Here is a 26,995-nt window from a genome sequence, read left to right as displayed (position 1 = left end):
TCAACTTTACTATCCATGAGACGGACGGAGGGTCAGATGCGGCTCCTCGCCGCCACCGTCGCGGTCGCCGCGATCGTCGCCACCCCCGGCGCTGCGAACGCCGGGTGCCGGACGCTTCCCGGTCACGTGTTCGCCCCGTACTTCCAGACCTACACCGACGCCGACCCGGCCGCCGTCAGCCAGGCGTCCGGCGCCCGCTACCTCACCATGGCGTTCCTGCAGACCCAGACCACCGGCTCGTGCGACGTGCTGTGGAACGGCAACCCGGCCACACCGGTCGACCGGTCCGTCTACGGGCGGGAGATCGCCCGGATCCGCGCGACCGGCGGCGACGTGGTGCCGTCCTTCGGCGGCTACAGCGCGGACAGCACCGCCACCGAGATCGCCGACAGCTGTACCGACGTCGGCAAGATCGCCGCTGCGTACGAGAGGGTCGTCAGCACGTACGACGTGACCCGGCTCGACATGGACATCGAGGACGTCTCGCTGGACAACACGGCCGCGATCGACCGCCGCAACCAGGCGATCCACCTGGTCCAGCGGTGGGCCGCCCGGCAGCACCGGCCGCTGCAGATCGTCTACACGCTGCCGACCACGCCGGCCGGCCTCGAACCCAACGCGATCAACGTGCTGACCAGCGCGCTCAGGTACGGCGCCCGCGTAGACATCGTCAACATCATGACCTTCGACTACTACGACGACCAGCCGCACGACATGGCCGCCGACACCAAGACCGCCGCGAACGGGCTGGTCGGCACGCTGCGGACGCTGTACCCGCAGCGCGACGCCCGGGACCTGTGGGCGATGGTCGGCATCACCGAGATGATCGGCATCGACGACTACGGCTCGGGCGGCGAGACCGGCCCGCTCGAGGTGTTCACCCTCGCCGACGCCCGCGACATCACCCGGTGGGCGGGCACGCACGGCATCGGCGAGCTGTCGTTCTGGGCGCTCGGCCGCGACAACGGCGGCTGCCCGGGCACGCCGGGCGCGGACGACTGCTCCGGCGTGGCGCAGGCGCCGTATCAGTTCACGAGCCTGATGAAACGAGCATTCTGAGCCGAGCGCGCCGGGCGTGGTCGGCCACGCCCGGCGCCGGCTCCTGCGCGCCGTGCTCACGGTCAGTAACGAGAGGATCAGCAGATACCGGCTTCGTGCCAGGTGGGCCCGAGTGGTGGGGGTTCCGGGAGCAACGCTCGTAGAGTTCCCGAAAACCAGCCTCATCAGGGAGAACACGTGCCGGCTCAACCCACCACGTCATCGGCGGCCAAATGGCGCTGGTTCATCACGGTCCTGATCGCCATGGTGATCCTGGCCGTGCTGGCCGGGATCGCATTGTCCCGGCTGCACCACGCCGACGCGGCAACCGGCCTCGGCGCCGGTCCCGCCGCCAGTACGCAAGCGGCAGCCGGCACCACCTCCGTCCCCACTCCGCAGGCGACCACGCACTCGTCACCGACCGTCCCCACCCGCAAGGTGACCGTCTCGGCAGCGCCGACCACCGCGGCCCCGGCCGGCCCGGTGATCGCCTACTTCCGCGTCGGCACCAAGCCGTCCTGCCCGTCCGGCACCAACCAGGTCCAGTACCCGGGCCAGCCGGTCGTCCTCGAATGGAAGGTCAGGGGCGCCGACAAGACCACGCTGTCCGTGGACGGCCCCGGCATCTACAACGAGTACGCCGCCGAGGACTCCGCCACCCTGAACTTCCCCTGCAGCGGCGACCCGGGCACCTATCAGACCCACACGTACACGCTCAGGGCCATCGGACCCGACGGCACCACGTCCCGAAAGCTGACGGTGCAGGCGAAGGTCAACGAGATCGCCACGACCTGACGTCAGCCGGGGCAGCGTCGGACTCGTGGGCGGGTCACAGATCCAGGACGACGGCCGAGCGCGGGCGGCTCGAGCAGACCAGCACGTTCCCGTCGGCCGGCGGGTCGACCGGCTCGGTCGCGTACTCCACCTCGCCGGAGAGCAGCCCGGTCTCGCAGGTGTGGCACACTCCGACCCGGCACGACCAGCGCACCGGCACGTCGCACGCCTCGGCCAGCTCGAGCAGGCTGCCCGCCGACTCCGGCCAGGGCACGCTCAGATCGCTGCGCACGAACGACACCGCGGGCCCGTCCCCCGGCTCCCCGGCCGGCGGGTGCGGCGCCCGGGCCGCCTGCGCGCTGATCCCCGGCGTGAGCCCCGGCCGCGACCCGAAGATCTCGGTGTGAATTCGCCCGGCCGGCACCCCGATCTCGGCCAGCGCCGCGCTGACGTCGCCGAGAAAGGCCGAAGGACCGCAGAGGTACGCCTCGGCGCCGTCCGGCAGGCCGAGCCCGCCCAGCACCGTCGCCGACAGCCGGCCGGCCCCGTCGTAGTCGCGCCCCAGCACGTCGTCGGCCCCCGGCCGGCTGAACGCGACGTACGAGTGTGCCGCCGGCAGATCGGCCAGCAGCGCGGACACCTCGGTCGCGAACGGCCGCTCCGCCCCGTTCCGCGCGGCCTGCACCCACCACACCGGACGCCGGGACCGCTCCGCCGCCAGGGCGTGCAGCATCGCCAGCACCGGCGTGGCACCGACCCCGCCACTGATCAGCAGCACCGGCGCCGCCCCGGCCCGCAGCACGAACGTCCCCCGCGGTGCCGCCACGTCGATCACGTCGCCGGGCCGCACATGCGTGTGCAGGTATCCGCTGGCCTGCCCGTGCGGCTCCCGCTTGACGCTGATCCGGTACTCGGCGTCGCCCGGCTCACCGGACAGCGAGTAGCTACGAACAAGACCGGGCTTCAGCCGTACGGTCAAGAACTGCCCCGGCAATGCCGTGGCCACCGGCGTGCCGCCCGGGTCGGCCAGCCGGACCGAAGCGATCGTGCTGCTCTCCGCCGTCACCGCGGTCACCCGCAGCGGCCGGAACCCGGACCACGCCGGCGCCGGCTCGGTCTCGGCCAGCCCGGCGTTGCCGGTGGCCGCCTCCGGTTGCGCCAGCATCGCCCGGAACGACCCCTGCCAGCCCGGGCTGAGCGCCGGGATGCGCAGCGCCCGCTCGATCCGGTCCCGCGGATGCCCCGGCAGGTAGAGCAGCGCGTCCACCTCGGCCACGGTCATCGCCTCGGGCCCGTCGGCCACCTTGACGATCTCGTCGCCGGCCCGCACCTCGCCCTCGTCGAGCACCCGCAGGTAGAACCCGGGCCGGCGATGCTGCACGAGCAGGGCCGGCATCCGCGGGTCGGCCATCCGCATCCCGACCCGATAGCAGGTGACCCGGGGCTGGGTCACCTCGAACAGCGCCGACCCGATCCGGTAGCGGTCGCCGATCCGCACCTCGTCGTCGGCGAGCCCGTCGACCGTGAAGTTCTCGCCGAACTGCCCGAACGTGAAATCGTCCCGGCCCAGGAAGTTCCGCCAATAGTCGTACGAGTCGAGCTGATACACGAACACGGCCCGCTGCTCGCCACCGTGCCCGCCGAGGTCACCCTGCCCGTCCCCGTCGAGGTTGAGCCGCCGCGCCAGGACCGCCCCGCCCACCGGCGACTTCCAGATGCCTGTATAGACCGATCGCCCCCGCCACGGCACATCCTTGGGCAGCCCTACGTTGACCGATCGCAGCCTCGCCATCACCCCATCCTTCCCCAGCACCGGACGGCCCCAGCACCGTGATGGTCATCGCCGGATGCGGTCGAGGTCGACGACCGGGGCCGGCAACGGCCACGGCGCCGGTATGCCTTCGTGGTTCAGGTACGCCGCGAGCACGGTGTCCAGGTAATGCCGGCGGATCCGGGCGGTGCCGGCCCGGACGCCGCGCCGCGCGCGATCGGCGCTCTCCGCCTTGGCGACGTACGCCCAGGCCGGTCCGAAATCGTCGACCTCGACCGTGACCCGGGTGTAGTTGCCCTCCCGGGCGTCCAGCGCGGGCAGCTCCTCGTCGGACAGCGGGAGCAGCACTCCCTCGACCGCGCCGGCGCCCGGCTCGATCGTCAGGAACAGCACCTGGATCGGCGGCCGGGTGCCGTCGGCCGGGTCCGCGTACACGACCGGGCCGTTCGCGGTGTTGTCGGTGCACACATTCCAGGTGCGCGACCACCCGGTGAGCCGCGCACGGGTGCCGCCGCCGGAGACCAGCGACCCGTACGCGAAGACGGCGGCCATCAGCCGAAGAGGGTCGGGTCGAAGGCCTGGGTGCCCTCGTCCGGGGTCCAGCGCGCCGCCAGTGGCATCAGGTCCTCGATGCGCACGCTGCGCACTCCCACGTCGGTCGGCAGGATGACGCGGATGCCGGGGTGGTAGTCGAACAGGATCTGCCGGTCCCGGCCGCACGGCCCGACCGGCCCGCGTCCCCGGTTGCCCACCGCGACGATGGTGGTCAGCTCGCGCGCCCCCGACGCCCGGGCGTGGCCGAGCGCCACCAACTCCGCGCACGGGCCGCCGAGGAAGTGGTACACGTTGATGCCGCCGTGCATCCGGCCCTGCGCGTCGCGCACCGCGGCGCCCATGGTGTGGACGCCGCCGTCCCCGTCGGTGTTCGCGTCGACCACGGCCTCGGCGTACGCGATGAGGTCTTGGTCGTCCGGGGTCAGCTCGCGGAGGTCCATCGCGGCCAGCCTATCGACCGACCGAGGGGTGATCGAGATCTACCGCTGAACGGCACACAGCAAACACCTAGCTTCTGGTGTCTACCCTCCCCGGTGTGTCCTTGACGGGGAGTCCGCTGATCGTGCTGGCGGCATTCGGAACGCTCGCCGCCGTGGCCGCGACCGTGCTGGGGTGGAACCGGTTCGGCCGGGTGCGCTACCTCGTGCGGGTGGCCGGCGTGCTGCTCGCCGAGGTGCTCCTGCTGCTCTCGGTCGGGCTGGCGGTGAACCGGTCGGAGCAGTTCTACCCCACCTGGGACGCGCTGCTGGGCACCGCGCCCTCGCTGGTGACCACTCAAGACAAGACCTACCGCAGTACGCCGGGCGCCCTCGACCAGGAGCTTGCCGCCCGCGCCGCGGGCCGCACCGGCGATGCGCAGACCTTCTTGTGGCAGTCCGCCGACTGGCACGCCTGGGGGCTGGCCGCCGCGCCGACCGTGATCACGCCGCCCGGCTACCTGCTGCACCCGACCTGGGCCTACTCGGTGGTGCTGGTCGTCGGCGTGAATCCGGCCTCCTGGACGGCCGCCCAGGAGGGATCGGCCGCCCGCCGGGCGAGCGCGACCGGCATCTCGGCCGTCGTCGTCTTCGCCACCACCACGGCCGCCACCACGGCGCCGGCGCTCGCCACCGCCCTGCCCGCCCGGCTGGACCGTGATCTGCGCGTCACCACGCACCGCTGGGCGATCGTCGCCGCGGCCGACGACGCGGCCCTGGCGGACACCGCAGTCGCCGACGCGGCCGCGCGCTACCCCTCGATCGCGGTCGTCCCGGCCGGCGCGCAGCGGACCACCCCGGCCGGCGCGCAGCCGACCGCCCCGGCCGGCGCGCAGCCGACCGCCCCGGCCGGCGCGCTGCCGGCCGGGGTCACCGCCGCCGCCGTGGTCGAGGGCAGCCCCGCCGCCGCACCCCCGGCCGGTGTCGTGCCGCTGCCGAGCACCGCGTCCGACGCGCTGTACACGGCGCTGTCCTGGGCCATCGGGCGCACACCTCCGCCGCTGGCCTCGCCCCCACCGTCCACCAGGAGATGCGGATGCCACCCGACAGCCAAGCGGTAGTGCTGCTCGCGATCGGGATCGCGGTGCTGGCCCCGGTCGTCCTGGCGGTCACCTGGTCCCGGGCCGGCGGCCGGTGGCGCCTGCCGATCCGCGCGGCCGGCGTGCTCGTCTGCCTGCTGACCGCGGTCGCGGCCGGCGCGTTCTGGGTCAACCGCCAGGTCGAGGCGGTCACCACCTGGTCGCGCCTGTTCGGTTCGACCGACGAGGCCGCCGAGGCCGTGCCGCACGGGCGGCACCACGCCGCCGCCCCGTCGGCGACCCTGAGCCTGCCGGGCGGCGGCCGGGTGGTCACCCTCACCGTCGCCGGCCCGGCCAGCAAGATCACCATGCCGATGTACGCGTATCTGCCGCCCGGCTACGACGCCCACCCGGCCATGCGCTACCCGGTGATCGAGGCGTTCCACGGCGTGCCGGGCGGGCCGCTGTTCTGGATGACCCAACTGGGCGCGCCCGCCGTCCTGGACCGCGAGATCGGGGCCGGCCGGATGGCGCCGACCGTCGTCCTGTTCCCCTACGAGACGCCCGACCCGGCGCTGGACACCGAATGCACCAACCTGGCCGGCGGGGCGCAGGCCGAGACGTACCTGACCGAGGATGTGCCCGCCTTCGCCGCCGCCAACCTGCACGTCCGCAGCGATCCGGGCAGCTGGGCCCTGATCGGCTTCTCGGCCGGCGGTTACTGCGCCACCGACCTGCTGCTGCGGCACCCGGCCCAGTACGCGGCCGGCGCCAGCCTCTCCGGCTACCCCACCCCCGGCATCGACGTCGGGGACGGCTCCGAGCACACCACCTACAACGAGCTCTGGCGCCTGACCCACCTGCCGCAGCCGGCCGTCGCCGTCTACCTGGCCTGCGGCAAGGGCGACAAGTACGCGATGCGCGGCACCCAGACGGTCGCCAAGCTGGCGCACGCGCCGCTCGCCCTGACGACGGCGTTCGTCAACGGCGGCGGCCACAACACCCAGACGTGGCACGCGATGGAGGCGCCCGCCTTCGACTGGCTGTCGACCTGGCTGGGCCAGCCCTTCACCGTGCCCCCGACCGGATAGGACTGGTTCAGGCGCGCCCGCGGAGAAAGAGCAGGACCGTGATGCCGCTCAGCCGCCACCGGCCGGCCTCCCGAAAGCTTCGGGCCAGGGCGGCTCGCACCCGGTCGAAGCGCGGTCCCGGCCCGCTCGCGGACCCGTCCGGGAGCACGGCCCAGACCCGGTCCACCCGGGCCAGCGCGGCGTCCGGCGCGGGCTCCTCGGGGGTCCAGAAGCCACCGGCCGCGATGCGGGTGGTCGCGGCCAGGACGTCGGCCGGGGCGTTGCGGCGCAGGTAGTACTCCATCGCGATGTCGGCGAACTGCCATCCGCCGCGCTGGTAGACGATCGCGTCGCCGGGCTGCCGGCCGACCGCGATCACACGGGCGGCGCCGCGATAGTCGATCAGCGGCGCGGAGAATTCCTCGTGCGACCGGCGGGCCGTGTCCTGCTCGGGCAGCGTGATCAGCAGGAGCAGAAGCAGCGCGCCGAGCCCGTACAGCATGCCCTCCCGGCCGGCTGGAAGGCGCAACCGGGCCACGCCGAGACCGGCGAGCACGCACGCGAGCGGCGCCACGAAGATCACGTAGCGGTGGTTGAAGACCGGCACGAACAGGGCGAGCACGGCGAGAGCGGCGATCGGGGCGAGGGTCATCAGCCCGAACACCCGTCCGGTCCGGCCGTTCAGCAGCGCGCCCGCGACGGCCGCCACGAGCAGGGCGGCCGCCGCCACGACTCCGTAGCAGACCCCGACCGGCAGCTCGGCCAGCAGGTACAGGCTGGTGCGGTGGGAGCTGCCCAGCTGGGCTCCGGTCTGGGTGTAGCCGCGCAGCATGAGCGGGACCAGCACGGCGACCGCCCCCAGCACGGCGGCGCCCGGCGGGAGCAGTGACCGCCAGGAGCGCGTGGTCCGCACGTCGTCGAGAACGGCGACCAGGTGGCCGGCCAGCACCAGCAGCATCACCAGATGCAGGGTGCCGAGCAGGGCCAGCGTGACGGCGTACCCGGCCCAGAGATACCAGCGACGCCGGCGCAGCGCGAGGAACAACAGCAGGGTCGCCGCGACCGCGGCAAGCTCGGCGAGGGCGTACGGCCGGGCCTCCTGCCCGTACCGGATGGTGGAGGGCAGGACCGCGTAGACGAGACCGGCCAGCAGACCCGCCCGCGGCGTGCCCACGACCGCGCCCAGGACGCCGACCAGCCCGGCCGTCGCCGCCGCGGCCAGCATCGACGGCCAGCGGAGCGCGACCACCGAGTCACCGAAAATGCCGATCCACACGTGCAGAAAGCGGTAATACGGTTCGAGCACGCCGTCGATGTGCTCGGTCAGGCGATCGAGAGCGGACGGCGAGCGGGTGGCGGCCGACCAGGTCGCGAACTCATCGCGCCACAGCTGCGGCCGGGCGGCCTGCCAGCCGACCATCGCGGCGGCGAGCACCACCGGCGGAATCCAAACGGCACCGGCGAGCCGGGCCCCCACGTCGCCCGGATTTGTTTTCATCAACGCCGGATTTAGCGGGGAAAACTGAAATGCGCATGTGAGCCGACTGGCAATTTGATGAAAGAGTGGCGCCCGCCACAATGGTTGTTCTCCCCGGGGCATCGCGCGGATGCCCCGGGGAGAAGGCCGGTCAGGGCAGCAGCGGGCGGAACCGCTGCGGTGCGAGGCCGGCGGCGGCCGGCGCCGTGGTCACCACCGGCGCGGTGGCGCCCGGCACGGGCAGGCGGCCCACCAGCGGCAGCATGAGCGCGCTGCCGCGCAGGTCGAGCCGGATCGTGGCGCCGGTCGACTGCGGGCTCGAGTACTCGTTGTCGCTTGCCTGCACCATCAGGCCGAGTACGTGACCGGCGGCGAGCCGCTGGTCGGTGGGCTGCATCGGCACGGTGATCGAGTACCAGCGGCCGGGCTGCAACGGCGTCACGAACCGCAGCGAGACGTGGTGCGCGGCGTCCTGCCAGCCGCGGGTCAGCACGGCGTGGTCGGCGGTCACCACGTCCTCGGCGGTGTCGTAGTAGCAGGCGTCGTCGGCCGTGGTCGACGCGCCCCAGCAGGACTGGGTGTCCAGCGTGGTGATGCCCTCGCCGTCGCCGAGATAGTTGACCCGGGCCGCGGTGCCGTAGTCGACCAGCCGCGCGGTCAGCTCGGTGGTCGGCTTGTCGACCTGCACCCGCAGCGTCGCCGACGGCGTGCCGCTGATCCGCACGCCGGTGGCGAGCGGCGCGGACAGGAAGGCGACCCGGCCGGGGACCGCGGCGCCGGGGGTGGCGGTCGCGGCGGCCTCGGTGAGGTCGGGGGCGTCCGTCCACGTACGGAAGCCGCGGCCGGACCCACCACCCAGCGTTCCGGTCGTCCCGTCGCCGTCACCCAGCGCGACCCTGACCGGCCGCGCAGCCGGAGCCGGCCAGGCCGGCTCGTTCACCCAGGTGCCGGGCGCGGTCTCGAGGGTCGCCGGCGGCTCCCGGTCGATCCCGTTGTGCAGGCCCTGCAGCCAGCGGTCGAACCACCGGTGCAGGGTGTCCACCCAATCGGCGCGCCGGATGTCGAACGGGTCCACGTGGCTCATCTGGGAGAGCCAGATCTTCTTGGGTACGCCGAGCCGCTCCCACCATTGTGCGAACTGGGTGGTGGTCACGTTGGTGTCGTTGATGCCGTGCACGACGAAGACGCTGGCGTGCACCCGGCTCGCGTCCGGCCGGAAGTTCCGCTCGGCCCAGAACGCGTTGTAGTTCCCGGTCGCGTCGTCGCTGCCCTGATCAAGCGCTTTCACCGCGGCCGCGCAGGTCTCCGAAGGGCGGCCGCTGACCACGGTGCTCAGGTACTCGGGGTAGTCGGTGGCGCGCAGCACCCCGTTGAAGCGCTGGTAGTCGTACCAGCTGGAGATGGCCGAGATCGGCACGATGGTCTCCAGGCCCGCGACGCCGGTCGCGGCCACCCCGTTGGCGACCGAGCCGTCCCAGGACTTGCCGATCATGCCGGTGCGGCCGTTGGTCCAGCCGGTCGCGACGGCGGGGGTGCCGTCCGCGTACGTGGCCGTGGCCCGCCCGTTCAGCCAGTCGATCACGGCCTTGGCGCCCAGCACCTCCTCGCGGCCGCCGACGTCCTCGCAGCCGGTGGACCGGTTGGTCCCGGCGAGGTCGGCGGAGACGAAGGCGTACCCGCGGGGCACGAAGTAGTTGTCGTAGAAGAGCGGTTGCTTGGTGATGACGCCGTTCGCGTCGTACTCCTTGAGCTCGCCCTCGTTGCCCCGCCCGCAGCAGGCGTAGTACGGCGAGCCCTCGAGGACGACCGGCACCCGCAGGTGGTGCTCGGCCGCCTCGCGCGGCCGGACGATGTCGACGGCGACCCGGTCGGGTACGCCGTCGCCGTCGTTGTCGAGCGGCGTCTGCACCCAGACGCTCTCCCGGACGGCGTTCTGGTAGGAGTAGACCGGCACGGTCTGTCCACCCTTGAGGTACGGAGTCCCGGCGGCTGCGGCCGGCGCGGCGAAGATGGTCAGCGTGGCACCGACCCCCGCGACGACGGCCATGGCAAGCCTTCGCGTTCGTGTCCCTGACATCGACGCATCTTAATCCGGGAGAGGTCTTGTACGAATCGATCTTTGTCGAAACCGCCGACCGCGTGACCACAGTGATCATGAACAGGCCGGAGCGCCGCAACGCGGTCGACGGTCCGATGGCGGCCGAGCTGGCGGCCGCGTTCCGGGCCTTCGACGCCGACCCCGGGGCGGACGCCGCGGTGCTGTACGGCGCCGGCGGGCACTTCTGCGCGGGCGCGGATCTGAAGGCCGTCGGCACCTCGCGCGGCAATACTGTCTCCCCGGTCGGCGACGGCCCGATGGGGCCGACCCGGCTGCGCCCGGGCAAGCCGGTGATCGCCGCGGTCGAGGGCTACGCGGTCGCCGGCGGTCTGGAGCTGGCCGCCTGGTGCGACCTGCGGGTGGCCGCCGCCGACGCGATCTTCGGGGTGTTCTGCCGACGCTGGGGCGTCCCGCTGATCGACGGCGGGACGGTCCGGCTGCCCCGCCTGATCGGCATGAGCCGGGCGCTGGACCTGATCCTCACCGGCCGGCCGGTCCCGGCCGCCGAGGCACTGGAGTTCGGCCTGGCCAACCGCGTCGTCGAGCCCGGCACGGCACGGGCGGCCGCGGAGGCGCTGGCCCGGCAGATCGCCGCGTTCCCGCAGACCTGCCTGCGCAACGACCGCCGCTCGGCGTACGAGCAGAACGGCCGCCCCGAGCAGGAGGCGATGCGGTTCGAGCTCGAGGTCGGCCTGCAGTCGCTGCGGGCGGACGGCCTGTCGGGCGCGGCCCGCTTCACCGCCGGCACCTGAGTCTCAGTGCGGGGGTGGCGGCGGCACGGTGGAGAGGTCCGGCGGCTCGTCCGGCCAGACCAGCAGGACGCGGCAGGGCGCGTGGTCGATGACGAACCGCGCATGGTGGCCGATGCTGTGCGGCCCGAGCCGGGTGTGGTCGCCGTCGCGGGCCAGCACCAGCAGACCGGCCTCGGCGCACGCCGCGATGACCTCCCGCTCGATGCGCCCCTGCCGGGCGACCAGCCGCGCGGGCCGGCCGAGCCGCTCCCGGGCCGCCGCCAGCAGCTCGGACTGCCCGTCGGCGAGCACCCGCTCGGCGGTGCCGCCCACGTCGTAGCTGAGCCCCCGGCCGAGCAGCCCGGCCCGAGCCCCGGCGACCGCCTGCACGGTATTCACGTCGATCACATGCAGCAGGGCGAACTCGGCGCCGGACAGCTCGCGGGCCGCATCCACCGCGGCCTCCCAGGTGCCCTCGGTGACCCACACCACGACGTCCATCCCACCGTTCTACCCGAAGCGGGCCATCGGCGGCGTGGCATGATCGGGGCGATGCTGCAGAAGTACGACGAGCGGAACGCCGACCTCAGGTACTGGGTCAACGGGCAGCTGCTCCACCGTGATCAGCCCGGACTGTCGCCGTTCGACTCGGTGGTGCAGGGCGGGGACGCCGTCTGGGAGGGGCTGCGGCTCTACCGTGGCGCGATCTTCGGGCTGCGCGAACACCTCGCGCGGCTGCGCCGGTCGGCGACCGCGCTGAACTTCGCGCACATCCCCGAGGACGACGAGATCATTGCCGCGGTCACCGCGACCCTGCGGGCCAATCGGATGTACGACGGTGTGCACGTGCGGCTGACCCTGACCCGCGGCGTGAAGGTGACCAGCGGCATGGACCCGCGGCTCAACACCGCGGGCTCGACCCTGGTCGTCCTCGCCGAGCACAAGCCGCCGGTCTACGACACCGGTGGCCTGCGCCTGGCCACCGCGAGCGTGCGCCGCCCGGGCCCCGACGTGCTCGACCCGAAGATTCACCACGCGAACCTGCTGAACTCGATCCTCGCGAAGATCGAGGCGACCGCGGCCGGCGCCGACGACGCGCTGATGCTCGACCAGCGCGGGTTCGTCGCCGAGACCAACGCCACCCACCTGTTCGCGGTGGCCGGCGGCGGGCTGGTCACGCCGACCACGGCCGCCTGCCCGGAGGGCATCACCCGGCAGACCGTCCTCGACCTGGCGGCGGGCGCCGGCCTCGCGGCGGTGGTGCGGGACGTGTCGCTGACCGAGATGTACAACGCGGACGAGGTCTTCTGCACCGGCACGATGGGCGAGATCGCCGCCGTCACCGTGATCGACGGACGCACGATCGCCAATGGCACCGTCGGCCCCCTCACCGCCCGCCTCGCCACCCTGTACCAGCAGTACGCCGCCGCCCACGGGGTTCGGCTCCCGCTAGAGCCGTTGGCGGGCTAGCTCGTCGTAGTACGGCTGGGCGGCCTCGACCAGCGGGCGCAGGCGCTCGGGGACGTCGGCCGGCCGCGGGTCGTACGCCGCGAACCCGGTGGACGCGCGGACCGCGGCGTACCAGAACGGCGCCCACACGCCGTCGGTCGCCCTCGGACCCGGCGCCCACGAGAGCATCGCGGGGTCGAAGCCGATGCCGAGCGCCGCGCAGAGCCGATCCAGCGTGCCGGCCGGATCGCGGAGCACGTCCGCCGCGTCGACGACCGGCCCGCCGTACGCGCGGAAGATCTCCACCTGCTGGGGGTAACCGAGGTCGTCGAGCGTCGGCTCCCCGCGCACCCGGGCGTAGGACGCCACGACGTGCGCGGGATCGCGGATCAGGTACGCGTGGGTCAGCCCGCCCAGCCAGTCCCGCCCGATCTCCGGCAGCAGGTGGTGGGTCATGTGCTTCTGGTAGTGCACGGCCGGGTCGCCGGCCAGCGGCCCGGTCAGCTCCTCGGCCACGTCCTGCCAGCGGGTCGGCTGGCTCGCCATGATGTGCTCCCGGCCCGGGTGGTCGATCCCGGTGACGGCCAGGTAGTGCGCGTACAGCGGCTCGTCGACCACCACGGTGTCCGGCCGGGCCTCGAAGCTGCGCATTAACGCGGTCGAGATGTTACGCGGGCCGGACCACATCGCTATCCGCGTCGTCATGCCGGTCGCGGGCTACCCGCTGATCCCGACGACCGGCTTGAGGGCGGCGCCGACCTGGCTCACCATGCCGGGCCGGTGCCCGTTGGCGATGAGGTTGATGGTGATCCCGTCGATGCCCGCGCCGATCACCCGTTCGTGGATCTGCTCGGCGACCTGGTCGACGCTGCCGAGGAAGACCCGGGCGCGCCGGTCCTCGGGCACCCGCGCGGCCATCTCCTTGACCTCCCGCTCGTCCTCGCCCACCAGGCCCATGGTGAGGTAGCTGGTCGGCAGCGTCGCCGGGTCACGTCCGGCCTCCTCGCAGCGCTGCCGCAGCACGCCGAGCTTGTGCGGCAGGTCGGCGACGTCGCAGATGACGTTCATGTGGTCGGCGAACCGGGCGGCCAGCCGGAAGGTCTTCTTCTCGCCGCTGCCGCCCAGCATGATCGGGATCTTCTCGCGGACCCGCGGGTTGTTCATCGCGCCGCGCGCCGTGTACCACTTGCCCTCGAGGCTGGCCGGCTCGCCGCGCAGCATCGGCGCGATGATGGTCAGCGCCTCTTCCAGTTTCTCGAAACGCTCGGCGAACGACCCGAACTCGAAGCCGTAGTCGTGGTGCTCGCGCTCGAACCAGCCGGCCCCGATCCCGAGGATCGCCCGGCCCCGGGAGACCACGTCGAGCGTGGTCACCGCCTTCGCGGTCAACGCCGGGTTCCGGTACGTGTTGCCGGTGACCAGCGCGGACAGCTGGATCGTCGAGGTGGCCGAGGCGAGCGCGCCGAGCGTCGTGTACGCCTCGAGCATCGCCATGTCCGGCGTACCGATGCCGGGCAACTGGTAGAAGTGGTCCATCACCAGCACGGTGTCGAACCCGGCCGTCTCGGCCTCGCGGGCCTGCGCCGCGACGGTGGCGAAAAGATCCTGTTCGGCGACGCCGGGATAGGTGAAGTTGGGAATCTGGTATCCGAGTCGGATAGTCACGTCGCCTCAGCCTTCGAGCAGAGTGGTCAGGTTCTCCAGGCTACTGACCAAAGCTCCGGTGTACCCGAAGATCCGTCCGCACCATTTGGCCACGGCGGAGATGATCTGGGCGGTCACGATCGGGATGGTGACGATGGCGAGCGCCTCGGCGGCCCAGACGATCACCCGGGCCACCAGGTCGCAGATCAGGTCGCGGACGATGTCCCGGGTGAACTGGACCAGGTTGCCGGCGGCCTGGGTCGCCGACGACATGGTGGCGGCCAGCACGCTCAGCCCGCCGAGCCCGTCCACGTTGTTGTCCATCATCGTGCGGTACGAGCCGGCCGCCGTCCCGCCCCAGTCGGGCAGGTCGGCATCGAGGCCCGCCCGCAGGTCCTCGGCCATCGCCTGCAGCGCACCGGCCATGTTGCCCCAGGTCTGGGCGTGCGCCGCCACCCTGTCCGGGATGCCGGTCAGCTTGTCGAGCATCTCGCGCAGCGGCTCGAAGTGCTCCATCACCCAGCCCAGCCCGTTCGCCAGCAGCGCGCTGAACGGGTCGATCACGGTGGACGCGGCGTCGGCGACGAGCGAGCCGCCGGCCAGCACGCCGTCGACCCAGCTGCCGCCCTGCACCGTCTGGTAGAGACCTTGGAAGCCGTCGGCCAGCGAGGAGCCGGTCCACGCGGTACGGGTGGTGGTCGTCGTGGCGACCAGCGACGAGTACGACATCAGCCGATCCCGCCGGACGCCTTGATCCGCTCCTGCGCCGAGGTGTCGGTGGCGTCGTAGTCCCGGCCGGTGGCCCGGACCGCGTCGGCCATCAGCCGCAGGTTCTCCTCCACGTACACGTAGAGCGCGTCCTGGCCGGCGTGCCGTGACTCGAGAATCCCCGAGATCCACCCGCAGAGCATCCCGTACGCGGAGTGGTCCTGAGAGATCGCGTGGCTGGCGTCCTTGATCGCGGTGAGCTGGTCGCGCACCGCCAGCACATTGGACGCGTGCCGATACAGCTGCGACGAGTCGACCTGGAAGGCGTCCGACACGTCCTACCCCCTGTCCCCCGGTGCCTCCGGCGCCGAGTCCGGCCGTTCGAGCTGCTGCCGCATCCGCTCGGCGGTGGTCCGCGCGGACAGCGAATCCGCCCCCATGGTCTCCACCGCGATGTCGTGTGCCCGCCGCGCGGCCGTCTGCCGGGCCTCGCGCAGCGCGCTCATCACCGCCCGCGCCACGGCGTCCGGCCCGTACCGGTGGATCCGGTCGGTGAGCTTCAGGTCCAGCAGCACGCCGGACGAGTCGATGGTGACCTCGGCCAGGCCGTTGTCGTCGGTGGCCGTGGTGCGCAGCCGCTGCAGCTGCTCGGCCATGGCCTGGGCCCGGGCCGCCGTGGCCTCGACGTCCTGTTTCCAGGACCGCAGGTACGCGCGGGACGCGTCGGGATCCAGGAACTCCGCGGTGTCGGAAACGTCCGGCATGGCCGGCAGTTTACCAACGACGTGCACCGATACTCAGGCCGTGAACACGACGACCCGGGCGTCCACGTTCACGACGTGCCCGTCGCCGAGCGGCGCCACCGGCTCGTCCCAGTGCACGTGCCCGCAGAGCGTCAGCGCCGGCGCCCGCCGCTCGAGCAGCCCGCGTATCGACTCCCGGCCCAGCTGGCCCGGCCGGTCGCCCACCGGCCCCTCGTGCAGCAGCAGCACGTCCGGCGGCGGCGTGGCGACCTTCGCGAGGAGGCGGAGGAAGTCCTTTTCGGTACGCCGCAGCACGCGCGCCGGGTCGCCGACGATCCCCGAGACGCCCGCCACGGTGCAGCCACCGAACTCCCGCCGGTCACCGTCGAGCAGCGCCACGCCCGCGCCGAGCTCGGCGACCTCCCCCGCGGTCACCTCGTCGTGGTTGCCCGCGATCCCGGCCACCGGACGGCATCCGGCCGCCGCGAACGCCAGCCACACGTCGAGCACCGGCCCCGACGCGCCCCGCCGGTCGGCTCCCGGCGCCGAGTACAGGTCCCCGGTGAGCAGCACCCCGACCCGCTCGGCCGGCGGCAGCAGCCCACCGTCCGCCCAAACGCCCAGGTAGTCGGCGAGCGCAAGGCCCAGCAGGACCGGCTCCCCGCCGAGCGGCGAGGGCGCGACCCCTTGCAGGTCACCGGCCGCGACCACGGCCGCACACCCGGCCGGCAGCGCGTCGACCCGCAGCCGCTCCACCGCAAGCTGCACACTCCGGGTCGCGCCGCCCGGCCCGGCGGCCCGGTACGGGATCGTCGCCAGCCGCTCCGGCCGGTCGGCCAGCAACCGCACCCGGCGCCGCTACGCCGGGGTGGCGTTGCGGCGGGGCAGCACCCAGCCCGGCCGCGGGAAGTGGCAGGTGTAGCCGTCCGGGATGCGTTCCAGGTAGTCCTGGTGCTCGGGCTCGGCCTCCCAGAACGGGCCGGCCGGCTCGACCGCGGTCACCACCTTGCCGGGCCAGAGGCCGGAGGCCTCCACGTCGGCGATGGTGTCCTCGGCGACCCGCTTCTGCTCGTCGCTGGTATAGAAGATCGCCGACCGGTAGCTGAGCCCGACGTCGTTGCCCTGCCGGTTCAGCGTGGTCGGGTCGTGGATCTGGAAGAAGAACTCCAGGATCTCCCGGTACGAGGTGACCGCGGGGTCGAACGTGATCTCGATGGCCTCGGCGTGCGTTCCGTGGTGGTAGTAGGTGGCGTTCTCGACGTCGCCTCCGGTGTAGCCGACCCGCGTGCCGAGCACGCCCGGACGGCGGCGGATGAGTTGCTGCATGCCCCAGAAGCACCCGCCGGCCAGGACGGCGGTCTCGGTTCGACTCATGTCGCCACCGTACCCGCGCGGCCTCAATGTTTGCGGGCCGCTGCCGTCACGCCGAGCAGCTGCATCCCGAGCGGGGTGAGGCTGTGCCGGACGGTTCGGCCGGTCCGGCGGGTGGCGGCCAGCCCGGCCTCGCGCAGCGCGCTCACGTGTTCCGACGCGGTGGCCGCGCTGATCCGCAGGTCGCGGGCGAGCTGCGTGGTGCCGCGGCCGGCGACCAGCGCCCGGAACACCTCGGCCCGGGTGGCGCCGATCAGCGCGGACAGCGGATCGTCGCGCGGCTCCGGCGGCGAGGCGGGCGCGGGATGGATCGGATAGGTGACGGTCGGCCGCCGATAACCGGTGAGGCTCACCCCCGGCCTGGTCCAGAACACCGACGGCACCAGCCGCAACCCGCGCCCGCCCAGCCGCACCTCGCCGTCGACCGGGGAGCGCACGGTCAGCACCGGCGGCGTCCAGCTGAAGTCCGGCCCGAGCGTCGCGAGCGCCGCGTCCACCCCGCCGGTGAAAGTCAGGAACGCGCGATGGGCCAGCTCGGCGCGAAGCATCGCGCCGATCGTCGGCATGGCCGGGGAGATACAGGCGATCTGGTACGCGACCAGAGCGGCACCGAACGCAAGCAACTCCGTCCCGTGCGGCTCCCGCGCCTTGCGCAGTTCGGCCACCAGGCGATCGGTCGGATATGCGCTGTACACCTCGGGGGTGAACAGGTCGGGAACGTAACCGTCGGCGGGAACCGCCTCGAGCAGCGGCCCGGCCGGCCCGCGCGCCCGGGGCCGCGCGGTCTGCCGCCACCGGTCGAGAAACGGCCCGCGGCCCGGCTGCCGCAGCGCCTGCAGGCTGCCGATCGTCTCGGCGTGCCAGGCCAGGCCGAACACCACCTGCCCCCGGTCGGCGGGGTCGAACAGCAGCCGCAGCATCCTTCGACCCTGCCCGAAAGGATCGCGCCCGTCGATACCCGGCGACGATTTTGGCCGCCATGACCGTTCTGCACGCGCTCAGCGCATTGCTCCTGCTGACTCCCGCGCCCGGATCGCCCAGCCCCGATCAGGCGCCGCCCGACGCCGTCCAGCCGCTCGCCTACGACGTGAGCCTCTCCAGCGACTCGACCGGCGCCCGCTGGGACGGTCGCGAGCGGATCGTGCTGCGCAACCCGACCCCGGCCACGATGGACCGGATCTGGCTGCGGCTGTGGGGCAACGGCGTGGACGGCTGCGCCGCGACCCGGGACGTCACCGTTTCCGCTTTCGAGGGCGGCGTTCCCGGTACGCCCGCGGTCGGGTGCACCGCAGTTCCCGTACACCTGAACCGGTCTTTGCCGCCGGGACGAACGACGACCCTGGCCTTTTCGCTCACCATTCGGGTCCCGGAACGAGCCGACCGTTTCGGCCGCGTCGGCCCCTACGCGTTCCTCGGCAACGCGCTGCCCGTTCCGGCGATCGGCGACGACCTTCCGCCGTATGTCAGCAACGGCGAGAGTTTCCAGACGCCCACCTCGAATTTCCTGGTCACCTTGGACCATCCGGCCGCGGTCGCGGTGCCCGCCACCGGCACCGTGCTCACCGAGTCACGGCACGGCGACCGGCTGACCACCCGCATCGCCGCGCCCCTGGTACGCGATTTCGCCTGGGCGGCCGGCCCGTTCGGCAGCGTGACCGGGCAGACGTCGACGGGGGTCCGCCTGCGCACCTGGTTCACCGGCGAGGTCACCGCCGACACCGCCCGCACGGTCCAGGCCGACGTCCAGCGCACCCTGGAGTACGGCGCCGCGCAGTACGGCGCCTACCCGTACCCGGAAATGGACACCGTGATCGGCGGCTTCGACGGTTTCCAGGGCATGGAGTACCCCAATTTCGTCCTGACCGAGCCCGCCGACCTGCCGGCCGTGCACGAGACCGCGCATCAATGGTGGTACGCCCTGGTCGGCAACGACGAGTATCGCCACCCGTGGATGGATGAGGCGCTCGCCCAATACACCAGCGAAAAGCTGCTGGGCACGCCCGCGTACTGCGCGAACGCCCCGTTCTGGTTCGACCCGGGAATGCGCGTGGACGCCGGCATGGACTACTACGCCATCCACCCCGACTTCTACCCGCCCGGCGTCTACGGCGACGGAGCCTGCATGTTCCATGAACTGGAGTCGCTGATCGGCCCGGACGCGATGCGCACCGCGCTGCGCGACTACCTGGCCCGGTACCGCTTCGCGATCGCCGAGCCGGCGCAGTTGCGGTCGGCTTTCCAGGCCGTCACGACCACCGACCTGACCGCGTTCTGGCAGCGCTGGCGCAACACCGCGGATTGATGCCCGGCGGGCCGGCGATGGCCAGGATCCGGCGAGGCCGCACGTGACATGCGCTGACCAGCGCCGGCCGAAAGCGGCTCAGCTGGAGGCGACCCAGGTGGGGTGCGCGGCGACGAAGGCGGCCAGGTCGTCGTCCTTCGCCGCGCGGAGCATGGCCATGCTCGTCGCGTCGAGGATCTCGACGTCGCCGATGCCGGGGACGCTGCGGCTGTTGAACTTGCCGCCGTTGGTCTTCAGCGTGGTGATCTGGTCGGGGTCGATGCCCTTCATCGCGAACGCCCAGTCCTCCAGCGAGATGCCGCCGGAGTCCACGGTCATCGTCTTGCCGATCGCGGTGAGCAGGCCGGGCAGCTTGGTCGGCGAGGTCAGGCCCTCGTGCACGGTCTGCTTCAGGATCGCCTTGAGCAGCTGCTGCTGGTGGCGCTGCCGGCCGTAGTCGGAGTCGTGGTTGGCCAGCAGGTCACGCTGCCGGGCGTAGTCGAGCGCCTCGGTCGGCGTGAAGCAGTGATTGCCCTTGGGGTAGAAGTTCGGGGTGACGCCGGGGACCTTGCGCGGGTTCGCGCCGGCCGAGTCGGTCTTGTACGGTACGGCCGGCTTGCCGTCGGCGGTGTGCCCGATGTGAATCGAGGTGACGTTCTCGTCGACGTACATGCAGACCTTGCCGAGCACCTGCAGGACCTTGGTGAACCCGGAGAAGTCGATGATCGCGGCGGCGTCCGGGGTGATGCCGGTCAGGTTCTTCACCGTCAGGGCGAGCAGCTCGAAGCCGTGCGACTCGGCTGCCGCCCCGGTCAGCCCCCGACTCCCGTACGCGAACGCGGAGTTGATCTTGTTTTTCCCGCCCGCGTAGCGCTGCGCGCCGTTGTCGTAGGCCGGGATCCGCACGTAGCTGTCGCGGGGCAGGGAGATCATGTACGCCCCGGACCGGTCGGCCGGGACGTGCAGCAGGATGATCGAGTCGGACCGGCTCAGCTCGCCGGTCTTCGCCCAGCTCGGCCGGGTGTCCAGGCCGACCAGCAGGATGTTCTTCGCGCCGGTGATCTGGGCATGCGCCCGCTGGTCGGCGTCCTGCGCCTCGCCGAGCAGGCTCTGCTGCTGGATCGCGTTGGTCGCGGAGTTGATCAGCACCCGGGTCGCGATGATGGCGCCGCCGCTGACCACCAGCAGCAGCGCGCCCACGCCGATCAGCCAGCGCGCCCAGACCGGGCTGCGCCGCCGACCGGCACCCACGACTTTCGGCAAAGGTTCCCCTAAGGTTCGTCACCTCGACGGTAGGCCGGGCGGGTCACCGGGGCCACTTCAGGGCCGAATGTCACAGCAGACACCCAGGTGGCGGGGGGCACACCCGCGTCGGGTCCGACCATTCAAGTTCGCCCTCCGCCTGCCGATTGCCCCGGGTGACGCGACCGCGATGACGAGGGGAGGCGGCAGATGGCACGCTGGCGCGCCTGGTTCACGCCGATCGCCCTGCTGCTGGCGATCGCGGACGTCCTGCTGATCGCCCTCGGCACCCGCTTCGGCTTCTCGAAGCTGCTGGTCTGGATCCCCGGCACGCTCGGACCGGGCCTCGCGTTCGTGGCCTTCCGCAGCGCGGCCGGGTTCACCGACGGCGCCCTGCGCCGGTTCTGGCGCCGGATGGCGCTCGGCATGGGCACGGTCTTCCTGGCCACGCTCAGCCAGACCATCGACGTCGGCACCACCGCATACACCGGCATGCCGCCGATCGGGGCGAGGACCCTGCTGCTGTACGTGATCGGCACGATGCTCGCGATCTCGGGCCTGCTGCGGCTGCCCGGCAGCGGCAGCAACTGGCGGCAACTGACCACGGCCGTCCTCGACGTCGCGGTGGTCACCGTCACGGCGGGCATCGCCGCGTCGCAGTACGTCGGCTGGTTCGTCAACCGGTTCGGGGTCAGCGCCTCCGCGTGGTGGCTGAACATCGCGATGATGGCGATCGCGGTCGCCGGCGTGGTGGTGATCGTGAAGATCATGGCGGCGCACGCCAGCCCGGTCCCGCGGGCGAGCCTCTGGTGTCTGGCGCCGATCGGGCTGTCCGGGCCGCTGTCCACCATCCTGATGTCGGTGCTGCGCCCGTGGCCGTACCTCAACGGCAGCGCCGCGGTGCTGCCGTTCGTCGGCCTGTTCGGCACGCTCGCCGCCCATGCGCAGCGCCGGGGCAGCGCCGACCGCAAGGCGCCCACGGCGGTGATCCCGGCGGGCTACCGGCGGGGCACCGTGATCCCGCTGGTCGCGACCGGCCTGACCAGCGTGCTGCTGGCCACCGTCTACCTGCGCACCGGGCACCTGAGCGTCGTCCAGGTGGCCGGCACCGCACTGTTGCTGCTGCTGGTGGTCGCCCGCCAGGCGATCGCGCTGGCCGAGAACACCACCCTGCTGACCACGGTCGCGCACCACGCCATGCACGACGACCTCACCGGCCTGGTCAACCGCCGCTTCTTCGCGACCGCGAGCGGCGACGGGCGGCCGGTCGTCCTGCTGGATCTCATGGACTTCCGCGCCCTCAACGACGCCTTGGGACCCGAGACCGGGGACGCGCTGCTCATCGCGTACGCCGAGCGCCTGACCCGGATCGCCGGCGACGACGCGATCGTGGCCCGGCTGGGCGGCGACGAGTTCGGCGTGCTCGCCGGGCCGGGGTTCCTCGACCGGCTGCTGGCCGCCAACGCCGAGCCGCTGCAGGCCGGCGGCCGCGAGGTGCTGGTCGACGTGGCGATCGGTATCGCGGACGGCGACGGCGACCGGTACCGGCAGGCCGAGATCGCGCTGCGGGCGGCGATGACCGTCAGCGGCGGCGGGCTGGTCCGCTACGACGCCTCGCTCGAACAGCAGCTGACACAGCACGCGACGATCGCCGCCCAGCTGCGCCGAGGGCTGGCCGCAGGCGAGTTCCAGCTGCTCTACCAGCCGATCGTCGAACTGCCCCACGGCCGGCTCGCCGGCGTCGAATCCCTGGTCCGTTGGACCCCGGCGGACGGCCGGATGATCTCCCCCGCCGACTTCATCCCGGTCGCCGAGGACACCGGCCTGATCGTCGAGCTCGGCGCCTGGATCATCGACACGGTGTGCGCCCAGGCGGCGGCCTGGCGGCACGAGTACGGCCCGGACGCGCTGCGGTCGATCGCGGTCAACGTGTCCGCCCGCCAGCTGCTCGACCCGGCGCTGCCGGACGTGGTCGCCGACGCGCTCGCCCGCAACGGCGTCCCGGCCGGGCAGCTCACCATCGAGATCACCGAGACCGCCGTCTTCGGTGGCGGCCGCGCCCTGGCCACCGTCCAGGCGCTGGCCGACCTGGGGGTCAGCATCGCGCTGGACGACTTCGGCACCGGGCATTCGTCGCTCGGCCTGCTGCGCACCTGCCCGGTCGACATCATCAAGGTCGACAAGTCGTTCGTCGACGGCCTCGGCGGCACGCCCCAGCAGGAGGCGATCGTCACGGCGCTGACCGGCATCGCCAGCACCATGGGCCTGCGCACGGTCGCCGAGGGCGTGGAGACGGCCGAGCAGGCGGAGCGCCTGTTCGAGCTCGGCTACCGCAACGTGCAGGGCTTCCACTTCGCCCGCCCGCTCCCGGCCGCCGCCATCGACACGATGCTGCGCCAGGAGCCGGTCGCGGCCGCCTGAGCCGGCCTGGTCAGCGGAAGCGTCAGGCTGAACGGCGCCTGGCAGTCGGCCGTCCAACTCGTATTCGTACGGCAATCTGCCGCCCTCCGGCAGCAGGTTCAGCTGACCTTCACGATGAACACGGCTTGGAGCGCACGCATAGCAGGCTGACCCGCTCGATCGGGTCAACCCCGGAAGACTCGATCGGGTCAACCCCGGAAGAGGAGCCACCTGCGGGCGACTGACCTGCGGCTATGCGCTCGGCATGATCGGCCCCATGAGTTCCTGCGCATCCGGCCCCGACGGCTGACGAGCATGGCTTGGGTGATCACGATCGCGGCGGGGGCGGCCGCCGCCTGGGGAGCGTCCGACTTCCTCGCGGGGGCGCTGGCCCGCCGCCGGCCGGTGCTGACCGTCCTGATCGGCTCGCAAATCGCGGCGATGTTGCTGGCCCTGGTGGTGGCTGCGCTCCGGGGCGTACCGCCGCCCTGGGACGCGCGGCTCTGGCTGGGCGTGGCGGCCGGAGTGGTCGGGCTGCCGTCGATGGGCCTGCTCTACCGCGCGATGCGGGACGGCTCACCGGCGGTCGTGGCCCCGATCGCCGCGGTCGCCGCGCTCGTGCCGGTCGGCTGGGGACTGCTGCACGGCGACCGGCTGACCGTGGTCGCCGGCCTGGGCATAGCGACCGGCCTGGTGGGCGTGACGATGGCCAGCTGGCCGGTCCCCGGCCCGGTCACCGCCCGCGGGGCCACGCGATCGGCGAACCTGTGCGGGCTGGGCGCCGCGCTCGGCCTCGGTGTCTACTTCGTCCTGCTGCACGAGGCCGGCGCGGCGGACGAGTTCTGGGCGCTGGCCTCGGCCCGGATCGCCGAGGGCCTGGGCGCGCTGGTCCTGGCCCTGGCCCTCGGCCGCTGCGACCGCACCCTGCTACGAGCCCCGATCGTGGCGGTGGGCACCACCGACGCCCTGGCCGACGCGGCCTACATCGCGGCGGCCGCGTCGGCCCTCACCCCGGCGACGGTGGTGGCGTCGTTGTACCCCGCCGTCACGGTCCTGCTGAACCGGTCGCTTCTGCGCGAGCGGCTGCACACCCTCCATTGGTACGGGGTGATAGCCGCTCTCTTCTCCGTCGCCTGCCTGGCGAGATAGGTCCCGGGCTGCTCGTTGCCCTTACTCCGCGGTGACCCGGTCGGCGTGCTTCTCGAAGCCGATGTAGAGACGGGCCGCGGCGTTCGTGCCGAGCGCGCCCAGCGTCTCCAGCTCGCGCAGCCGCAGCAGGGCCGGGTGCTGCGCGTACGCCTCGGCGGCCGCGGCCAGCCGGCGCAGCGCGTCCACCTCGGCGTCGGCGCGGATCCGCTTCGCCTCGGCGTCGGCCTCGGCGGCGCGGCGCGTCGACTCGGCCTTCGAGGTCGCCTCCAGCGTCTCCCGCTCGGCCCGGGTGCGGGCCTCCACCATCTGCGCCTCGGCGACCCGCTGCGCGGTCAGCACCCGGTTCATGATCTCCTGAAGGTTGCCCGGGAACACCAGGTCCTTCACGTCGGCCCGGATGATCTGCACGCCGTAGCCGGCCGACACCGTCTCGACGTCGCGCAGGATATCCTCGCTGAGCTGGTTGCGGTTGGTCAGAATGGCCTCGAGCGTCATCGACGCCAGCGAACGCCGAGCGGCCAGCTGCACGTCGCTGTAGATGCGGTCGCCGTAGTCGGCGACCCGCTCGACCGCGGCCTTCGGGTCGACCACGCGGAAGTGCGTGACAATGTTGACCCGCACGGCCACCTTGTCGGCCGTGAGGATCTCCTGACCCTTGATGTTGAGCTCCCGCTCCCGGACGTCGATCGGGACGATGGCGACGCGCGGCTGCCGGCGGCCGGGGAAGCGCCGCTTGGGCAGCTCGTACCGACCCGGCTCGAGCACCTGGTCGAAGCGGCCGTCGGAGTAGCGCAGGCCGCGGAAACCGCTGTGAACGATCACCTCGTAGCTGTTGGTCTTGGACATGGTTCACCTCAGGTTGCTATTGCTTCGGGTGGCCCCGGAGCGGATCCGATGTGAAGGATCGGTCGCTGAGAAGGCAGCGGATCAGCGTGGTTGGATCGCCAATGCATCCGCTGCGGAAGCGCGTACTTCTGAAGCCGCCGGGGCCGTGATCAGAATCCCAAGGGCCGTCTCGGGGCACAACGCAATATCGACGCGCTGGCCCTCCCATGCCGTCGGCCCAGCCCCGCTACCTGGCCGCTCGCCCGTCGCCCCAACCCCGCTACCCATGGCCCGACACCTGCCCGCTCGCCCTTCCTGCCGCCCGTCGCCCTATGCCGTTGGCCCCGACCCAGCTGCCTGCCCGCTCGCCCTTCCGCCGCCCGTCGCTCTGTGCCGTCGGCCCCGACCCCGCTGCCTGCCCGCTCGCCCTTCCGCCGCCCGTCGCTCTGTGCCGTCGGCCCCGACCCCGCTGCCTGCCCGCTCGCCCTTCCGCCGCCCGTCGCTCTGTGCCGTCGACCCCGACCCCGCTACCCATGGCCCGACACCTGCCCGCTCGCCCTTCCTGCCGCCCGTCACGGTGGGCGAGAAATCATCTCTTCCGGACATTTCTTTGCGGCAGCGAGAATCGTTGACTCGGGCCGGAAGCCGATTTCCGAGGCGAAGGTTGGCATGATCCAGAGGCGGCCCGGGCTTACCGCTGGCTCATTTTCGGTGGGACAATTTTGGGGTGGGACAGCTAGGGCTATTCTCCAGGACTCAAGTCGCCGAAATGCGCGATCGCACCAAGTCGCGCCGCTATTCTCCGGAGGCTGAGCGGTTTCGCCAGGAGCATGCCCGACACCGCGATTGGGGCCTCCAGCAGCGGCACGCAATCAAACTGTGGCGGGCGCGCCGCGAGCGTGCAGCCGCCGCCGCAGCAGCGCAGAGCATGGCCGAGCGAGCCCACCCAGACGTCCAGCCACCAGCCCCGACGAAGCAGCCGCCACCGAGTCCCGCACCGGTCACCTCGACGCGCCAGCCACAGCACCTCGCAAGCGGACGCGTGGCGAGCCCCGCGCAGGTGCAGACGCCGCACACCGCGCACAAGCGAGCCGCAAGCCCAGCGCAGACACCGCACCCCGCGCAGGAGCAAGCCGCAAGCCCAGCCCAGACACCGCACCCCGCGCAGGAGGGGGCCGCGACCCCAGCGCAGACACCGCACCCCGCGCAGGAGGGGGCCGCGACCCCAGCGCAGACACCGCACCCCGCGCAGAGGCGAGTGCCTGGCCCGGGCGCGCGGCCCTCTCGACCCGGACGCCCGGGCGGCGGCCAGGATCCGCAGGCGGCGCCGGGCTTACGTGGCAATTCTTCGACGGGATCGCCAATTACGTCCTGGGTCGTTCGTTGCCGGATTCGAGGCCGTGCGGTGCTATTTTACGCTCTATTCCCCGCTCCATTTTTCGCGCTGTTTTGCGGGTCTGTCACGGGCCGGATCAGGGACGCGGCAAAGGTTATAGTGCGGCGATCACCGGGGGTATTTGTGGGAAGGAGTCCACCGCGGCGGTGACATAGCGTGGGTCGAATTCGTCCAGGCGGCGGACACCGCTCTGCAAGCAGGCGATGAAGTGGATGCCGGCGCCGCCCGCTGCCACGGCGTCGCCCGGTGAGTCGCCGATATAGACGCACTGGGACGGGTTTAGGCCGGTTTCCGTCAGGAGTTCGTCGAAGACGCGCGGGTCGGGCTTGGTGAAGCGGGTGTTGTTGCGGTGGTAGGCGCCGGTCACCCGGGCGGCCAGGGCATGGCCGGGCGCCAGGAGGTGGCGTATCTCCGCCTCGGCTCGGGAGGTCAGCAGCATGATGGTGCGGCCCTCGTGGAGCAGGTGGTCCAGGGCCGCCAGGTTCTCGGGCGGGATCACGTCCAGTTTGCCGTCGGCCAGGTAACGCTGGTTCATGGCCGGGAACAGGGCGGCGAACTGATCCAAGTCCAGGCCCGGCGAGCGGTACGGCATGGCCTCCGGCAAGGGCAAGCCCCAGGTCGCGAGGTGCAGCGCGCGCGGCATAGGCTCGCGGCCCATCTGGATCAGCACTTCGTTTTCGAGGGCGAAGGAGGCCTCCTCGGTCAGGCACAGGGTGTCGTCGAAGTCAACGATCACTGCTCGGATCATGAGGCGAGCGTAGGGCGAAGCGGCGACGGC

At 72.3% G+C, this 26,995-nt stretch carries 26 protein-coding genes; 9 read left to right on the top strand and 17 right to left on the bottom strand.

Going from position 1 to position 26,995, the window contains the following annotated elements:
• The first annotated feature begins 15 nt into the window (after positions 1–15).
• On the top strand, positions 16–1,059 hold the full coding sequence (locus tag ODJ79_RS28910) for a chitinase (protein WP_263026754.1): 1,044 nt from the start codon (positions 16–18) through the stop codon (positions 1,057–1,059).
• A 177-nt stretch (positions 1,060–1,236) separates the two neighbouring features.
• Positions 1,237–1,833: a hypothetical protein gene (locus ODJ79_RS28905; protein WP_263026753.1), complete on the top strand. Its 597-nt coding sequence runs from the start codon at positions 1,237–1,239 to the stop codon at positions 1,831–1,833.
• 34 nt (positions 1,834–1,867) lie between these two features.
• Here the strand turns inward: ODJ79_RS28905 and ODJ79_RS28900 are convergent, their stop codons facing one another.
• The 3 genes from ODJ79_RS28900 to ODJ79_RS28890 are packed head-to-tail and all read right to left on the bottom strand — an operon-like array spanning position 1,868 to position 4,578.
• Positions 1,868–3,604, bottom strand: a complete 1,737-nt coding sequence (locus ODJ79_RS28900; protein ID WP_263026752.1) for an MOSC and FAD-binding oxidoreductase domain-containing protein — start codon at positions 3,602–3,604, stop codon at positions 1,868–1,870.
• A 45-nt stretch (positions 3,605–3,649) separates the two neighbouring features.
• Entirely contained in the window at positions 3,650–4,135 is a 486-nt protein-coding gene (locus ODJ79_RS28895) for a gamma-glutamylcyclotransferase family protein (protein ID WP_263026751.1), read from the bottom strand.
• A complete protein-coding gene (locus tag ODJ79_RS28890; RefSeq protein ID WP_263026750.1) occupies positions 4,135–4,578 on the bottom strand; it encodes a cytidine deaminase family protein in 444 nt (147 codons plus the stop codon). Before ODJ79_RS28890 ends, ODJ79_RS28895 begins: the two co-directional genes overlap by 1 nt.
• A 95-nt stretch (positions 4,579–4,673) precedes the next feature.
• On the opposite strand from ODJ79_RS28890, the gene ODJ79_RS28885 reads away from it, so the two are divergent.
• Together ODJ79_RS28885 and ODJ79_RS28880 are read left to right on the top strand one after the other, a co-directional pair.
• Positions 4,674–5,675 (top strand): hypothetical protein, encoded by a 1,002-nt coding sequence (locus ODJ79_RS28885; protein ID WP_263026749.1) that lies wholly within the window; start codon positions 4,674–4,676, stop codon positions 5,673–5,675.
• Positions 5,651–6,724 (top strand): alpha/beta hydrolase, encoded by a 1,074-nt coding sequence (locus tag ODJ79_RS28880; RefSeq protein WP_263026748.1) that lies wholly within the window; start codon positions 5,651–5,653, stop codon positions 6,722–6,724. The genes ODJ79_RS28885 and ODJ79_RS28880 overlap by 25 nt, the downstream gene beginning before the upstream one ends.
• A gap of 7 nt (positions 6,725–6,731) precedes the next feature.
• On the opposite strand, the gene ODJ79_RS28875 is transcribed toward ODJ79_RS28880, so the two are convergent.
• Entirely contained in the window at positions 6,732–8,201 is a 1,470-nt protein-coding gene (locus ODJ79_RS28875) for a glycosyltransferase family 39 protein (protein WP_263026747.1), read from the bottom strand.
• Between the two features lie 130 nt (positions 8,202–8,331).
• The gene (locus ODJ79_RS28870) at positions 8,332–10,227 is read right to left on the bottom strand and encodes a Xaa-Pro dipeptidyl-peptidase (RefSeq protein WP_263026746.1); all 1,896 of its coding nucleotides are present in this window, start codon (positions 10,225–10,227) and stop codon (positions 8,332–8,334) included.
• Positions 10,228–10,295: 68 nt separating this feature from the next.
• Here ODJ79_RS28870 and ODJ79_RS28865 point away from each other — a divergent pair, with 68 nt between their 5' ends.
• The gene (locus ODJ79_RS28865; RefSeq protein ID WP_263026818.1) at positions 10,296–11,030 is read left to right on the top strand and encodes a crotonase/enoyl-CoA hydratase family protein; all 735 of its coding nucleotides are present in this window, start codon (positions 10,296–10,298) and stop codon (positions 11,028–11,030) included.
• A 3-nt stretch (positions 11,031–11,033) separates the two neighbouring features.
• Here the strand turns inward: ODJ79_RS28865 and ODJ79_RS28860 are convergent, their stop codons facing one another.
• Complete coding sequence (locus ODJ79_RS28860; protein ID WP_263026745.1) at positions 11,034–11,510, bottom strand: universal stress protein; 477 nt, start codon at positions 11,508–11,510, stop codon at positions 11,034–11,036.
• Positions 11,511–11,561: 51 nt separating this feature from the next.
• Between ODJ79_RS28860 and ODJ79_RS28855 the strand changes: the two genes are divergently transcribed.
• Positions 11,562–12,479, top strand: coding sequence for an aminotransferase class IV (locus ODJ79_RS28855; protein ID WP_263026744.1), 918 nt, complete (start codon positions 11,562–11,564; stop codon positions 12,477–12,479).
• Here the strand turns inward: ODJ79_RS28855 and ODJ79_RS28850 are convergent.
• Genes ODJ79_RS28850 through ODJ79_RS28815 form a run of 8 tightly spaced genes read right to left on the bottom strand, consistent with a single transcriptional unit; the run spans position 12,459 to position 17,844 of the window.
• The gene (locus ODJ79_RS28850) at positions 12,459–13,145 is read right to left on the bottom strand and encodes an HAD family hydrolase (protein WP_263026817.1); all 687 of its coding nucleotides are present in this window, start codon (positions 13,143–13,145) and stop codon (positions 12,459–12,461) included. The two genes, ODJ79_RS28855 and ODJ79_RS28850, sit on opposite strands and share 21 nt — an antisense overlap.
• 30 nt (positions 13,146–13,175) lie before the next feature.
• A complete protein-coding gene (locus tag ODJ79_RS28845) occupies positions 13,176–14,123 on the bottom strand; it encodes an LLM class F420-dependent oxidoreductase (protein WP_263026743.1) in 948 nt (315 codons plus the stop codon).
• A 6-nt stretch (positions 14,124–14,129) separates the two neighbouring features.
• The gene (locus ODJ79_RS28840) at positions 14,130–14,831 is read right to left on the bottom strand and encodes a WXG100 family type VII secretion target (RefSeq protein WP_263026742.1); all 702 of its coding nucleotides are present in this window, start codon (positions 14,829–14,831) and stop codon (positions 14,130–14,132) included.
• Complete coding sequence (locus tag ODJ79_RS28835; RefSeq protein ID WP_263026741.1) at positions 14,831–15,145, bottom strand: hypothetical protein; 315 nt, start codon at positions 15,143–15,145, stop codon at positions 14,831–14,833. The genes ODJ79_RS28840 and ODJ79_RS28835 overlap by 1 nt, the downstream gene beginning before the upstream one ends.
• Before the next feature lie 3 nt (positions 15,146–15,148).
• The gene (locus ODJ79_RS28830; protein WP_263026740.1) at positions 15,149–15,574 is read right to left on the bottom strand and encodes a YbaB/EbfC family nucleoid-associated protein; all 426 of its coding nucleotides are present in this window, start codon (positions 15,572–15,574) and stop codon (positions 15,149–15,151) included.
• Positions 15,575–15,607: 33 nt separating this feature from the next.
• Positions 15,608–16,402 (bottom strand): metallophosphoesterase, encoded by a 795-nt coding sequence (locus ODJ79_RS28825; protein WP_263026739.1) that lies wholly within the window; start codon positions 16,400–16,402, stop codon positions 15,608–15,610.
• Positions 16,403–16,411: 9 nt separating this feature from the next.
• Entirely contained in the window at positions 16,412–16,927 is a 516-nt protein-coding gene (gene msrA / locus ODJ79_RS28820; protein WP_263026738.1) for a peptide-methionine (S)-S-oxide reductase MsrA, read from the bottom strand.
• Positions 16,928–16,950: 23 nt separating this feature from the next.
• The gene (locus ODJ79_RS28815) at positions 16,951–17,844 is read right to left on the bottom strand and encodes an ArsR/SmtB family transcription factor (RefSeq protein WP_263026737.1); all 894 of its coding nucleotides are present in this window, start codon (positions 17,842–17,844) and stop codon (positions 16,951–16,953) included.
• A gap of 59 nt (positions 17,845–17,903) precedes the next feature.
• On the opposite strand from ODJ79_RS28815, the gene ODJ79_RS28810 reads away from it, so the two are divergent.
• A complete protein-coding gene (locus ODJ79_RS28810) occupies positions 17,904–19,226 on the top strand; it encodes a M1 family metallopeptidase (protein WP_263026736.1) in 1,323 nt (440 codons plus the stop codon).
• A gap of 78 nt (positions 19,227–19,304) precedes the next feature.
• On the opposite strand, the gene ODJ79_RS28805 is transcribed toward ODJ79_RS28810, so the two are convergent.
• Positions 19,305–20,468 carry an LCP family protein gene (locus ODJ79_RS28805; protein ID WP_263026735.1) on the bottom strand — a complete coding sequence of 388 codons (1,164 nt, stop codon included), beginning with the start codon at positions 20,466–20,468 and terminating at the stop codon, positions 19,305–19,307.
• A 189-nt stretch (positions 20,469–20,657) separates the two neighbouring features.
• Here ODJ79_RS28805 and ODJ79_RS28800 point away from each other — a divergent pair, with 189 nt between their 5' ends.
• Both ODJ79_RS28800 and ODJ79_RS28795 read left to right on the top strand, forming a co-directional pair.
• Entirely contained in the window at positions 20,658–22,868 is a 2,211-nt protein-coding gene (locus tag ODJ79_RS28800) for a putative bifunctional diguanylate cyclase/phosphodiesterase (protein ID WP_263026734.1), read from the top strand.
• A gap of 294 nt (positions 22,869–23,162) precedes the next feature.
• On the top strand, positions 23,163–23,996 hold the full coding sequence (locus tag ODJ79_RS28795; protein ID WP_263026733.1) for an EamA family transporter: 834 nt from the start codon (positions 23,163–23,165) through the stop codon (positions 23,994–23,996).
• A gap of 21 nt (positions 23,997–24,017) precedes the next feature.
• Here the strand turns inward: ODJ79_RS28795 and ODJ79_RS28790 are convergent, their stop codons facing one another.
• Together ODJ79_RS28790 and ODJ79_RS28785 are read right to left on the bottom strand one after the other, a co-directional pair.
• Complete coding sequence (locus ODJ79_RS28790; protein WP_263026732.1) at positions 24,018–24,842, bottom strand: slipin family protein; 825 nt, start codon at positions 24,840–24,842, stop codon at positions 24,018–24,020.
• A gap of 1,469 nt (positions 24,843–26,311) precedes the next feature.
• A complete protein-coding gene (locus tag ODJ79_RS28785) occupies positions 26,312–26,965 on the bottom strand; it encodes an HAD family hydrolase (RefSeq protein WP_263026731.1) in 654 nt (217 codons plus the stop codon).
• Between the last annotated feature and the right edge of the window lie 30 nt (positions 26,966–26,995).

The organism is Actinoplanes sp. KI2 (genome assembly GCF_025630775.1).
Taxonomy (GTDB): domain Bacteria; phylum Actinomycetota; class Actinomycetes; order Mycobacteriales; family Micromonosporaceae; genus Actinoplanes.
Note: the sequence above shows the minus strand (reverse complement) of the source record. Positions and strands in the feature narration are given on the sequence as shown.